The organism is Agreia sp. Leaf335 (assembly GCF_001423605.1).
Classification (GTDB): Bacteria; Actinomycetota; Actinomycetes; order Actinomycetales; family Microbacteriaceae; genus Agreia.
Map to the genome: position 1 here is coordinate 848,413 of NZ_LMOQ01000001.1, position 11,374 is coordinate 859,786.

General features: G+C 65.4%; 14 protein-coding genes and 1 tRNA gene. 9 read left to right on the forward strand and 6 right to left on the reverse strand.

The features are described from left to right. Positions 1–54 precede the first annotated feature (54 nt). Genes ASF79_RS04060 through ASF79_RS04070 form a run of 3 tightly spaced genes read right to left on the reverse strand, consistent with a single transcriptional unit; the run spans position 55 to position 2,480 of the window. Positions 55–921 carry a DNA-3-methyladenine glycosylase family protein gene (locus tag ASF79_RS04060; protein ID WP_235500621.1) on the reverse strand — a complete coding sequence of 289 codons (867 nt, stop codon included), beginning with the start codon at positions 919–921 and terminating at the stop codon, positions 55–57. Between the two features lie 7 nt (positions 922–928). Continuing rightward, positions 929–1,879: an LLM class flavin-dependent oxidoreductase gene (locus ASF79_RS04065; RefSeq protein WP_200920076.1), complete on the reverse strand. Its 951-nt coding sequence runs from the start codon at positions 1,877–1,879 to the stop codon at positions 929–931. A gap of 10 nt (positions 1,880–1,889) precedes the next feature. Further along, positions 1,890–2,480 (reverse strand): TetR/AcrR family transcriptional regulator, encoded by a 591-nt coding sequence (locus tag ASF79_RS04070; protein WP_055853128.1) that lies wholly within the window; start codon positions 2,478–2,480, stop codon positions 1,890–1,892. Between the two features lie 118 nt (positions 2,481–2,598). Here ASF79_RS04070 and ASF79_RS17015 point away from each other — a divergent pair, with 118 nt between their 5' ends. Then, positions 2,599–3,210 (forward strand): NAD(P)H-dependent oxidoreductase, encoded by a 612-nt coding sequence (locus ASF79_RS17015; RefSeq protein ID WP_156366153.1) that lies wholly within the window; start codon positions 2,599–2,601, stop codon positions 3,208–3,210. Between the two features lie 36 nt (positions 3,211–3,246). Here ASF79_RS17015 and ASF79_RS04075 read toward each other — a convergent pair whose 3' ends face one another. Continuing rightward, positions 3,247–3,669, reverse strand: coding sequence for a DapH/DapD/GlmU-related protein (locus ASF79_RS04075; RefSeq protein ID WP_181035759.1), 423 nt, complete (start codon positions 3,667–3,669; stop codon positions 3,247–3,249). Between the two features lie 141 nt (positions 3,670–3,810). Here ASF79_RS04075 and ASF79_RS04080 point away from each other — a divergent pair, with 141 nt between their 5' ends. Further along, the gene (locus tag ASF79_RS04080) at positions 3,811–4,134 is read left to right on the forward strand and encodes a hypothetical protein (RefSeq protein WP_055852153.1); all 324 of its coding nucleotides are present in this window, start codon (positions 3,811–3,813) and stop codon (positions 4,132–4,134) included. An 11-nt stretch (positions 4,135–4,145) separates the two neighbouring features. On the opposite strand, the gene ASF79_RS04085 is transcribed toward ASF79_RS04080, so the two are convergent. Beyond that, positions 4,146–4,784: an MBL fold metallo-hydrolase gene (locus ASF79_RS04085; RefSeq protein WP_055852156.1), complete on the reverse strand. Its 639-nt coding sequence runs from the start codon at positions 4,782–4,784 to the stop codon at positions 4,146–4,148. Between the two features lie 67 nt (positions 4,785–4,851). Between ASF79_RS04085 and ASF79_RS04090 the strand changes: the two genes are divergently transcribed. The 6 genes from ASF79_RS04090 (at position 4,852) to ASF79_RS04115 (ending at position 9,163) form a co-directional block, all read left to right on the forward strand. Beyond that, positions 4,852–5,766 carry a diacylglycerol/lipid kinase family protein gene (locus ASF79_RS04090; protein WP_055852161.1) on the forward strand — a complete coding sequence of 305 codons (915 nt, stop codon included), beginning with the start codon at positions 4,852–4,854 and terminating at the stop codon, positions 5,764–5,766. Positions 5,767–5,817: 51 nt separating this feature from the next. Beyond that, positions 5,818–5,890: transfer RNA gene (locus ASF79_RS04095), tRNA-Glu, on the forward strand. Between the two features lie 82 nt (positions 5,891–5,972). Then, positions 5,973–6,995: an LLM class flavin-dependent oxidoreductase gene (locus ASF79_RS04100; RefSeq protein WP_055852164.1), complete on the forward strand. Its 1,023-nt coding sequence runs from the start codon at positions 5,973–5,975 to the stop codon at positions 6,993–6,995. Positions 6,996–7,113: 118 nt separating this feature from the next. Beyond that, complete coding sequence (locus ASF79_RS04105) at positions 7,114–7,386, forward strand: GlsB/YeaQ/YmgE family stress response membrane protein (protein WP_055775129.1); 273 nt, start codon at positions 7,114–7,116, stop codon at positions 7,384–7,386. A 170-nt stretch (positions 7,387–7,556) separates the two neighbouring features. Continuing rightward, a complete protein-coding gene (locus ASF79_RS04110; protein WP_082495668.1) occupies positions 7,557–8,447 on the forward strand; it encodes a DUF4097 family beta strand repeat-containing protein in 891 nt (296 codons plus the stop codon). After that, complete coding sequence (locus ASF79_RS04115; protein ID WP_055852167.1) at positions 8,444–9,163, forward strand: PadR family transcriptional regulator; 720 nt, start codon at positions 8,444–8,446, stop codon at positions 9,161–9,163. The genes ASF79_RS04110 and ASF79_RS04115 overlap by 4 nt, the downstream gene beginning before the upstream one ends. Before the next feature lie 39 nt (positions 9,164–9,202). Here ASF79_RS04115 and ASF79_RS04120 read toward each other — a convergent pair whose 3' ends face one another. Beyond that, entirely contained in the window at positions 9,203–9,952 is a 750-nt protein-coding gene (locus tag ASF79_RS04120) for a TIGR00645 family protein (protein WP_082495669.1), read from the reverse strand. Positions 9,953–10,167: 215 nt separating this feature from the next. Here ASF79_RS04120 and ASF79_RS04125 point away from each other — a divergent pair, with 215 nt between their 5' ends. Further along, entirely contained in the window at positions 10,168–11,196 is a 1,029-nt protein-coding gene (locus ASF79_RS04125) for a TerC/Alx family metal homeostasis membrane protein (RefSeq protein ID WP_055775123.1), read from the forward strand. The last annotated feature ends 178 nt before the right edge of the window (positions 11,197–11,374 follow it).

Sequence of the window (11,374 nt, forward strand, 5' to 3'; positions counted from 1 at the left end):
TCGCGAAGGCGTGCGGCCTGTGTGCCCGAGTTGTTCACCTTCTCGGCAGGCGAGTCAGGAGAACGCCGTCGTCGTCCAGATGTGGATCAGTGCATACGAGCGGAGGGGGCGCCATGGCTCGGCAAGGCGTTCGGCCTCGCCGGCCGCGCTCACACCGAGCGCTCGGCGTAAGACCAGATCTCCCGCCGGATACGCATCGCGGTCGCCGAGGGCTCGAACGGCCAGGTAGTCGGCCGTCCACGGACCGATTCCGACGATGGAGAGAAGGGACACCCTCGTCTCGACGAGGTCGACAGACGGGGTGAGTACGAGGCCCTCTGCACAGGCCCGGGCCACGGCCTGGAGTGTTCGAGTGCGTGCCCCGGTCAGACCGATGGCCCGCTGCAGTTCATCGGTCGGTACCGAGGCGAGCACCTCGGGTCGGGGAAAGATGAGTAGCGAATCCGGCCCGGGTTCTCCGAATGCCGCGACGAGCCGTCCGGAGAAGGTGCGGGCCGAGAGGAGCGAGACCTGCTGACCCAGAACCGTGGTGATCGCCGCCTCGTACCCGTCGGGATGGCCGATCACCCGCAGGCCGGGCCGGGCCGAGACCATCGGGCCGAGTAGCGGATCGCGGCCGAAGGCATCCGTGATCGTCGACGGGTCGAGATCGAGGTCGAGCCACGCACGAACGAGGGATGCGACGGCCTCGACGTCGTTCGGCTCGTCACTCGAGATGGTCGTCGTCACCGACCGGGTGCCGAGCTCGACGCGAACTGCGACCGGTCCGCTCGGAGCGCTCATGATGCGCGTGGCGGACAGGCCATGGGGGTCGACCCGTTCGGATCCGGGAACGGCGTGCGCCGCGATCAGCGCGAGCGCCTTCTCGCGCTCGTAAGGCGGAGAGAAGGGAAGATCGATCGTGGTCGACGAGGGCGTCACCGCGATATCAGAGCGCGCGGGCGAGCGAGTCGAGTCGGCCCATCGGGTCGTCGCCGGCGGGAATGAAGACGACGCTGGTGACGCCGCTCGCGTGAAGTTCGGCGATGCGCTCGCGTACCCGATCGGGGGTTCCCACCAGCGCGAGGGCGTCGACCCACTCGTCGGGAAGCGCTGCGACGAATTCGGCGCGGGTTGCCGAGCGTTCCCTCAGCGCGACGAACTCGTCGGCGAAGGGCAGCGGCTCGATGTGCGGCGCCCAATCCGGGTCGCCGATCCACTCGAGGGCCGGCCGCGCGCGGTCTCGTGCGACGGAGGCATCGTCATCGACGGCGGCCACGTTGTAGGCCACGACAGCGTGCGGCCCCGCCGCAGCGATATTCGCGAGAGCCGCCACCACGTACTCGGGGGTGACCGGCTCGGCCAGAATGGTGCCATCGGCGGATCTGCCGGACACCGCGAGCGACTTGGGTCCGCGCACCCCGGCGAGCACCGGGGGAGCGATCGAAGCGGGAGTCGCGAGCTGGGCGCCATGGATCTGCACATACCGGCCGTCGACCTCGAGCGGCTCGCCGGCCAGGAGTGTGCGGAGTGCCGAGAGCTGCTCGTCGAGCATGGTCAGGATGCTCGCCGGTTTGTCGCCGACCTGGCGCATCCAGTCGGGCATGCCGTGCCCGATGCCCACGATGAGACGGTCGGGGTAGATCTCGGCGAGGGTGTTGGCTTCGAGCGCCGTGAATGCCGCGTTGCGCACGGGCGCGGGCAGGATGCCGATTCCCACCCGGATGCGCTGGGTCGAGGCGAGTGCGACGGCGGCCTGGGTGAATCCGCCGCGGAAGAAGCAGTCTTCGACCACCCAGAGTTCGTCGAAGCCGAGTTCTTCGGCCTTCTGCACGAAGGGCACGATCTGGTGGGCGGGGAGGTCGCGAGGCAGCATGATGCCGACGGTGGCAGTGGTCACGGGCACAAGCCTAGAGGCGAGATGCATCGAACAGGGCGACCAGTGCGGGCTCGGCCTCCTCGGCGGTGATGTGGCCGGCGATCACGAGTTCCGCGAGGCCATGCACAGTACCCCACACTCCCGTTGTCAGTGCCCTGAGAGTTGCATCGGATGCGCCAGGAGAGATCGCCCTCGTTGCCTCCATGAGGATGGTCTCGACTGCGGAGATGAGAGGGGCCATCTCGGCCGAAGGCGCCCCCGGTACGCACACGGAGGGGTCGTAGATGATCCGGAACCGCTCCGGGTACGCGGCGGCGTAGCCGACATATGCCGCGCCGACGGCCACGAGTTGGGCGCGCGCAGTATGCGGCGCGGCTCCGGTCGGCGACGCGGCGACGAGTGCATCGAGCAACTCCGACATGCTCCGCTCGCTCAGGCGTTTCAGCAGCGCCGATCGATCTCCGAAGTGATGGTAGGGCGCGTTGTGGCTGACGCCGGCGGTGCGGGCGACTTCGCGCAGACTCAGATCGGTGTGGGCGGTCGTGCGCAGGAGGTCGAGCGCTGCGTCCTCCAGGGCCGGCTTGAGGCTTCCGTGGTGGTAGGCATCGGCAGATCTTGACACGAGCAAGATCCTATCCTACGGTCGAGATCGACAAATGTTGGCAGTGTCCAGATTGTGGGCACTGGCCAGATTGGTCAGTTCTGCCCCCCACCCCAGAAGACGTCAGAAAAGGACACCCATGAACGCCCTCGTCATCGACGGACATCCGAATCCCCACTCTCTCTGCGCCGCCATCGCCATCCGCTACGCCGACGCGCACGGCGACGCGCTCGTGCTCGCGTTGCGCGACCTCGAGTTCGATCAGAACATGCGCTTCGGCTACACGAAGAGGCAGGAGCTGGAACCCGACCTGCAGCTCGCGTGGCAGCGACTCCTCGAGGCGCGGCACGTCGTGGTGGTGACGCCGGTCTGGTGGGGGTCGGTGCCCGCGCTGTTGAAGGGGTTCTTCGATCGACTGCTGCTGCCGAAGCGGGCCTATCGAGTGAAGGCGAACGGCCTGCCCGAGGGGCTGCTCTCGGGCAGGACCGGGCGCGTCATCGTGACGATGGACTCGCCGTGGTGGTACTTGCGGCTCGCGGGTGACACCACGATGCGGCACGTGCGGCAGACGACACTGCGCTTCTGTGGCATCTCTCGTGTGAAAGCCACCCGGATCGGACCGGTCAAAGGATCTACAGAAGAGCTGAGGGCCGGCTGGCTGTCGAAGATCGAGCGGATAGCTCGTGCCGACGCGGCGGCTTCACGCACAAACCGGCCGCACCCACCCATTGAGGTGGCTGCGACCGGTTGAGGTTCGGCGGCGTCGTCGCGACAGGGTCGAGGGCCGTCAGGCGGCCTTGGCGAACCCATCTGCGGGTGACGTGCGGCGGCGTTCGCTCCAGCCGAGGTCTTCGACCACGCGGGTGTCGCGCTCGACGCGCGTCTCGTCTCCGATGCGAACGTCGGCTTCGATGCGGGAGTTGCTGCCGAGCCTGGCTCCTCGACCGACGAGCACACCGCGACCGATGTGCACATTGGCTCCGACGAACACGCCGTCGCTCAGCACCGCGCCCCGGTCGACCCAGCTGCCCGCGCCGATCCAGGTGTTCTGGCCGACCTGGGCATCCGACTCGACATAGGCCGACGACTCGATGAATGCGCTCGGGTGGACCTTGGCTTTGGACGCCACGCGCCCGCGTCCGTTCAGGTGCCGCCGGTACTTCGTGACGACGCCGGTCTCATCTTCAATCTCTTCTATTGGTCTGGTCACTGTGCCTCCATCTACAGCCGTTCTCACGACTCGCTAGAGATAACACACAAGGGCCCGTGAGGATTCCCATCTGCGCACTCCCGTATCTCGGTGTTTTTCAAGCCCTATCGAGCCGGTTCGGGCGGGCGTATCGTCGCCGCCATGAATACGACAGACCACACCAACAGTCACGCCGCCGACGACGCGCGTCAGGAACCGAATCGCAGCGCGCTCGACGAGGTCGCGCATCCGTTCGATCAGACCAACGGCATCGTCGAAGACGTCGACCGCCGTCACGGCGAGACGCACAACAACGACGAGCAGCTCGACGCCGATCCCGATGTCGACTCACACCTCGACGCGACGCGCGAAGAAGACGAGCCGGGTCGAGAGGCCCCCGACGACCGTCGTCCGCTGGTCAACACCGAGTTGATCGCCGAAGAGGTCTTCGGCGACGACGAGCGACGCAAGCCCCGCTTCGACTGAGCGGCCGGCCGCTACACGTCGAGTGAGTCACCGGGCTCCAGCGCGAAGTACTCTCCGCCGTTCTGCTCGGTGGCCCACTTGATGCGGTCGCCCGTCATGGCCTTTCCCGCCTTCGAGAGAGTCATCTCGTGGGTGGGGAAGCTGCGCTTCGGCTTGATAGTGAGCACGTAGTCCATCGACTCGCTGATCTTCAGCCACGGGGCTCCGATGGGCGCCGCCAGAACGTCGACCTCGACGCCCTCGGGCACCGTGTACGAGTCGCCGCCGTAGTACACCGATCCGTTGATGAGCACCCCGACGTTGTCGATCACCGGAATCGACTCGTGGATCACCGCGTGCTTCTCGCCGAAGAACCGCAGAGTGAATGGGGCTTCCGAGATCTCGTCGCCCGCCTTCACGACGGTGACCGGAAACCCGCCGGCGGCATCCGCAACGCCCTGCGGGCCGAAGATCTTGATGTCCGGTGCGCGGTCGACGAGGCGCGTCAGCTGCTCGGGGGTCCAGTGGTCGGGGTGCTCGTGGGTGATGACGACCGCGACAGCGCCCGCGGCTTCGGTGATCGCGGTGGTGAACGAACCCGGATCGACGAACAGTTTCTTTCCCGACTGCTCGATGATCAACGCGGCGTGCTCGAGTTTGGTGAGTCTCATTTCATCAGAGTAGAACTCATGGCGTGATCGGCATTGGGCATTGCCTGTAGGCCATAATCAACACATCATGCGCACCTCGCCGAAGCGGATCATCGTCGCGATCAACCCCTCAGCTTCCTTCGGTTCGCGCAGCGCGACCGGCCCACGCGTCGTCGACGCGCTCGTCGCAGACGGCCACCATGTGACCGCCCTGACCCAGCCCGATTTCGGCTCTCTCGCCGCGGCCGTTCTGCAGGCTCTGGATGCCGGTGGCCCGGCCCCCGCAGACGCGCTCGTCGTGGTCGGCGGCGACGGCATGGTGAGCCTGGCGGTCAACGCGACGGCGCAAACCGGGATTCCTTTCGGAATCATCCCGTCCGGCACGGGCAATGACATGGCCCGGGGCCTCGGCATCCCGCTGGATTCGCTCGACGACGCCATGGCTGTTCTGCGCACCGCTCTGGTCTCGGGACCGCGCACCATCGATGCCGGCCGCGTTCATCACGAGGGCGGCTCGACCTGGTTCGGGGGAGTGCTGTCGGCAGGTTTCGACGCCCTCGTGAACGAACGGGCCAATCGCATGAACCGACCGCGCGGGGCCAGCCGCTACGTGATCGCATTGCTGGCCGAGCTCGCGACCCTGCGCGCCCGCAGCTACGAGCTCACCGTCGACGGTGCATCGTCGACCGTGAGCGCCTCTCTGATCGCCGTGGCGAACAATCGCTCGCTCGGCGGCGGCATGACGGTCACGCCCGACGCCGTGCTCGACGACGGATTGCTCGATCTGTTCCGGGTGGGGGCCCTGTCGCGGGTGCGTTTTCTGCGGCTGTTCCCCAAGGTCTTCTCCGGCAGCCACACCGGGCTCGACATCGTCGACATCTCGAGGGTGTCGCGCGTGCGCATCGACGCCGACGGCGTGATCGCCTACGCAGACGGAGAGCGGGTGGGGGCTCTGCCGGTCGACGTCGAGGTCGTCCCCGGGGCGCTCCGCGTGCTCGCCTGAGCCGATTGGCATTGAGGGCGGGTCGTATGGCATACTCGTTGAGTTGCAGACGGCCCCATCGTTTAGCGGCCTAGGACACCGCCCTCTCACGGCGGCAGCACCGGTTCGAATCCGGTTGGGGTCACAGACAGCCCGGTTCCCTTCTCACGAAGGGCGCCGGGCTTTTTCGTTGCGGACGCGCGGGCTGCGCTCGGTACTGTGAAGGCATGAGCACAGACAGCCCGCGCGATCTCAAGAGCCTCGGATTTCTGACGATCGGCTTCTTCGACGAGGCCGACCCGTTCGGAGGGCACGAGAGCACTCTGCAGATCATCGAGCTGGGGGAGCGGTTGGGCTTCGACAGCGCCTGGCTTCGCGACCGGCATCTGCAGCACGGGATCTCGTCGCCCGTCGCGGTGCTCGCCGCGGCCAGCCAGCGAACGAGCCGCATCGAGCTGGGAACAGCGGTCATCCCACTCGGACTCGAGAATCCTTTTCGTCTCGCCGAGGACCTCGCGACGGTCGACGTTCTGAGCCGCGGTCGACTCAACCCGGGAGTCAGTGTCGGGGTCCCCACGCACTTCGACGACATCAAAGAGCACCTCTACCCGGACTCGTGGCAGACAGAGAACTTCACGACCGAGCGGGTCGACCGTCTGCTGCACAACCTGCGCGGAGGTGCCGTGAGCACCTTCGAGGGAACCGAGGGCATCGAGGCGTACTCGACGCGCATTCAGCCGCACTCGCCCGGGCTAGCCGACAGGGTCTGGTACGGCGCGGCCGGTCTGTCGTCTGCCGCATGGGCGGGGGAGCGCGGACTCAACCTGCTGAGCAGCAGCGTCGTCCGGGCGGAGGAGGACGACGACTTCGCCCGCATCCAGCGTGCGCAGATCGATCTCTTCCGCGATCGCCACCCGCTGGGGCAGGCGGCTCGAGCGTCGCAGGGGCTCGTCGTCATCCCCACTGACTCCGCCACGCCCGAGCAGGCCGCGAAGTACCGGGCATTCGCCGAGCGTCGATTTGCTCGCACGACGGCGCCGCAAGGGCCGCAGCGCATGCTCTTCGCACCGGATCTCGTGGGATCGTCGGCGGAGATCGCCGACGCGCTGCGCGCTCACGCCGGCTTCCAGGCGGTCGACGAGGTGGTCTTCGCCTTGCCCTTCACGCTCGAGCACGAGGACTACGTTCAGATCCTCACGGACATCGCGGGCATTCTCGCACCCCTCCTGGGGTGGAAGGCTGAGAAGTAGCCGGACGAAAGTGCCTAATGTCAACCCCTGTGCCCCAAAGTAGGCACGACCGCTAGTGTCTTGGCTGCAGTAGTCGAAATCCGTCTATTGCAATACACAGCGCATTGGAGAGACAGTCATGAGCTTTCTCGGTTTTCTTCTTCTCGGTCTCATCGCCGGAGCCATCGCCAAGGCGATCCTCCCGGGCAAGCAGGGCGGCGGATGGGTTGTAACCCTCATCCTCGGTGTTGTGGGTGCCCTTGTCGGCGGCTGGATCGGTGGAGCGGTCTTCGGCGTCGGCTACGACGGATTCTTCAGCATCGAGTCGTGGCTCATCGCCATCGTCGGCTCGATCGTCGTTCTTCTGATCTACGGCCTCATCGTGGGTCGCGGAAGCCGCAGCCGCGCATAACGCGCCACACAACGTTCGAAGCGCCCCGACCCCTTGTGGTCGGGGCGCTTCGTCGTTAACGCGGCCGGAGGCATCCAAGTCGAGATATAACTTGACTTGATCTTGTATCGCGATATATCTTGATGTCACTCAACACGATATATCGCGTTACAGACACCAAGGAGATATTCATGGCCATCGAGAAGTGGGTCGTCACCGGCCCCAAGGTCATCGACCTCGAACTCGTTCGCTCCGTCAAGATCAGCCTCATCGGCGGCAAGATCGATGTCATCGCCCACGACGAGCCCGGCGCTCGAGTCGAGGTGCATTCGGTCTCGGGCAAAGACCTGAAGGTCTCGATCGACGGCGATGTGCTCGAGATCGACCACCCGCAGCTGCGCTGGGACAACTTCATCGACGTCTTCAAGTCGTTCAAGGGCACCGCTAAGGCCGACATCGGCATCATGATTCCGCGCGACTCGAAGCTGAAGTTCGGCGTCGTCAACGCCGGTGCGCTCATCTCCGGTCTGCGCACCGACGCTCGCATCAACTCGGTCTCGGGTGACATCGTGATCGATGACATCGTCGGCGACCTCGACATCAACACCGTCAATGGAGAGATCTCGGTCAGTGACCAGCAGGGTGTGCTGAACGCGCACACCGTCACGGGTGACATCACCGTCACCGGGGCGCTGCGCAAGTTCTCGGCAGACGGAGTCTCGGGCGCCGTATTCCTCGATCTCACGGGCGTTCCCGAGGAGATCAGCAACAACACCGTGAGCGGAGACCTCACCATTCGACTCGATCAAGAGACAGCGGCACGCTTCACGCTCAACAGCGTCAGCGGCACGCTGCAGGTCGACTCGACCACGACGCGGGGCACGCGCGGCCGCGGGTTCAATCACACCGCGGGAACACTCGACGGCAAGTGGGTCGAGGTTCGCGCCAACTCGGTGTCGGGCGACATCACCTCGGTGCGACGCGCGACGGTGGGAGCCTCCACGGCTCCGAGCACCGGTGTCTACGACGCCCCCGTCTCCGACGCCGCTCCGTTCGATGCACCGGAGGGGGAATCCCTGTGACCCCCATCTTCGGCCACGGCCACCTTCGCCTCTACCTGCTCAAGCTGCTCGACGAGTCGCCCAAGCACGGCTACGAATTGATCCAGGCGCTCAGCGAACGCTTCGGCGGCACCTACGCGCCCAGCGCGGGCACGATCTACCCGCGACTCGCGAAGCTCGAAGACGAGGGTCTCGTCACGAAGACCGCCGACGGTCGCAAGACCGTCTACGAGATCACCGAGGCGGGGCGCGCCGAGCTCGACGCACGCGAGAGCGAACTCACGTCGATCGAGAACGACCTCACCGACAGTGTGCGTCGGCTCGCCGATGAGGTGCGCTCCGGAGTGGGCGAGGCCATGAAGAGCCTGCGTGCCGACCTGGCATCCGCAGCTCGACAGGCGCGCGAGGCGACCGACGCCACGAGTCAGTCGTACTCGTCGTGGTTCGCGTTCGATCCCACGCAGGATGCGCCCACCCGGAACGCGAAGAGCGACACCCTCGATGGTGACGGGACTCGTGCGACGGATGAGACGCCGGCGAGCGCCGAGGCGTCACGGGATGCGAGTCGAGACGAGATCCGCGACGTCGACATCGCGCTGGCCGAGTTCCGCCAGTCCGTGCGCACCGCGCTCCGGGCGAGCGGTGCCCGCGGCCCCGTGCCGACCGGAACCGCGGCCGCCTTCGCTCGACGTCTCGACGAGGTGCGCGCATCCCTGCTCGCCGATCTGGGCAAGTAGCCGTCTGAAACGGCCGTCGAGGGCAGGTTCGTCGGGTAGCTAGCGCTGCTCGACGAACTTGCCGTCGATGATGTAGCCCGACACCGCGACAGCTCCCTGGGGAACCGGGGAAGGATCGATGGGATCAACGACCTGGTCGGACGGCTTGTGCGTGAGGCTCCGAGCCGACGCGCCGTGGTTCTGCGACATGCGGTCGATCAGGGCCAGGGCGATCGCCGACAGGATGAAGACGGTGTGGATGATGACCTGCCAGAACACGCCGTCGCCCGTGTAGACGTCGCCGGTGAGGCTCTCCTCTTCGTTGTTGCTGCCCGGGGCTCCGAGGTCGCCCACCTCGATGAACGTCTTCAGCAGGTGGATCGACGAGATGCCGATGATGGCCATGGCGAGTTTGACCTTGAGCACGTTCGCGTTGACGTGCGAGAGCCACTCGGGCTGGTCGGGATGCCCCTCAATATCGATCTTCGAGACGAATGTCTCGTAGCCGCCGATGATCACCATGATCAGCAGGTTGGCGATCATGACCACGTCGATCAGCCCGAGAACCGAGAGCATGATGACCGACTCCTCGATGTGCAGAGGGTCTTTCAGTACGGTCTCGATGAGGTGCACGAGTTCGATGACGAAGACCACGACGTAGACGAGCTGCGCGATGATCAGTCCGAGATACAGCGGGGCCTGCAGCCAGCGGCTGAAGAAGATCAGGTACCCCACCGATTTGACCCACGCTGTCTGCGGTCGGTACTGGCGCTGGGACGGTACGGCGGTGGTCTGCGGTCTGCTGGCCAAGGGGTCTCCTGAAAGTCGGTCTCGGCGGAATCATAGCGTCAGGATCCTGTAACATCGCCTGCAGAAGGGGAGTATCCCACCTTCATCGCAGTCGTCAGTACGATCCCCATCGCCGCGGGTCCGTTGCGGTGGCGTGACCGACAGGTTCGAGTTCGCGCGGGAGAGACTTTCGGTCGCTCGGCGTACCCGCCATCCCGAAAGGTCTCATCCCTCACATGCCCGAAGCTCTGAACCTGCCCATCTGGTTCGAAATCTCGTCGCTCGTCATCCTGACGCTGATCCTCGTCGTCGACCTGCTGCTGGTGCTCAAGCGTCCGCACATTCCCTCGGCCAAGGAATCGACGCTATGGGTCGTGTTCTACATCGGTCTCGCGCTGGTGTTCGCGCTGCTGATGCTGATCTTCGCCGACGGTGAGCATGCCGGGCAGTTCCTCGCCGGGTGGCTCACGGAGTACAGCCTCTCGATCGACAACCTCTTCGTCTTCATCATCATCATGGCGCGGTTCAAGGTGCCCAAGCACCTGCAGCAGGAAGCGCTGATGGTGGGCATCCTCATCGCCCTCGTTCTGCGCGGCATCTTCATTCTGCTCGGCGCCCAGCTCATCGAGAACTTCAGCTGGATCTTCTACCTCTTCGGCGCCTTCCTTCTCTACACGGCCTGGCAGCAGGCGTTCTCGAAGCACGACGACGCCGATGCCGGCGAGAGCCGACTGATCCGCTTCCTTCGTCGCCACATCAGCATCTCGAACGACTTCGACGGGGCGAAGGTGCGCACCCGCGTCGACGGCAAGAAGATCTTCACCCCGATGCTCATCGTCTTCATCGCGCTCGGCTCCACCGATCTGCTGTTCGCCCTCGATTCGATCCCGGCCATCTTCGGCATCACGACGAGCCCGTTCATCGTCTTCACCGCTAACGTCTTCGCGCTGATGGGCCTGCGTCAGCTGTTCTTCCTGCTGGGCGGTCTGCTCGAGAAGCTGGTCTACCTGCACTATGGAATCGCGTTCATCCTGGCGTTCATCGGGTTCAAGCTCGTGTCGCATGCGCTGCACGAGAACGAGCTGCCGTTCATCAACGGCGGTCAGCACATCGAGTGGGCGCCCGACATCTCGACCTGGACCTCTCTGATCGTCATCATCGGGTCAATGGCCGTAGCCACGATCGCGAGCCTCATCGCGATGCGACGCGAGAGCGTGTCGTCGACCAAGCTCGAGGACGCTCCGACCGACGCCGACAAGCGCTAGCCCGCTTATAGGCGGCGCACCGGGCCGCCTAGACCGGTCGGGAATGCCCGGGAGGACCGCGGGTGTTACCCTTGACGGATGCTGTCTGGTCGACTCCTTCTTGGTTGCCGCGACGAGTCCTCGTTCTAAGGCCTCACCTCGTCGCGGCGTGTGTCATGGGCTCTCGCAAGCAGATTCA

Bases quoted from the DNA above. Each gene is read 5' to 3' on its own strand.
- ASF79_RS04105 (WP_055775129.1), top strand. From the start codon at position 7,114: ATGAGCTTTCTCGGTTTTCTTCTTCTCGGTCTCATCGCCGGAGCCATC.
- ASF79_RS04125 (WP_055775123.1), top strand. From the start codon at position 10,168: ATGCCCGAAGCTCTGAACCTGCCCATCTGGTTCGAAATCTCGTCGCTC.
- ASF79_RS17015 (WP_156366153.1), top strand. From the start codon at position 2,599: ATGAACGCCCTCGTCATCGACGGACATCCGAATCCCCACTCTCTCTGC.
- ASF79_RS04090 (WP_055852161.1), top strand. From the start codon at position 4,852: ATGCGCACCTCGCCGAAGCGGATCATCGTCGCGATCAACCCCTCAGCT.
- ASF79_RS04110 (WP_082495668.1), top strand. From the start codon at position 7,557: ATGGCCATCGAGAAGTGGGTCGTCACCGGCCCCAAGGTCATCGACCTC.
- ASF79_RS04085 (WP_055852156.1), bottom strand. From the start codon at position 4,784: ATGAGACTCACCAAACTCGAGCACGCCGCGTTGATCATCGAGCAGTCG.
- ASF79_RS04080 (WP_055852153.1), top strand. From the start codon at position 3,811: ATGAATACGACAGACCACACCAACAGTCACGCCGCCGACGACGCGCGT.
- ASF79_RS04100 (WP_055852164.1), top strand. From the start codon at position 5,973: ATGAGCACAGACAGCCCGCGCGATCTCAAGAGCCTCGGATTTCTGACG.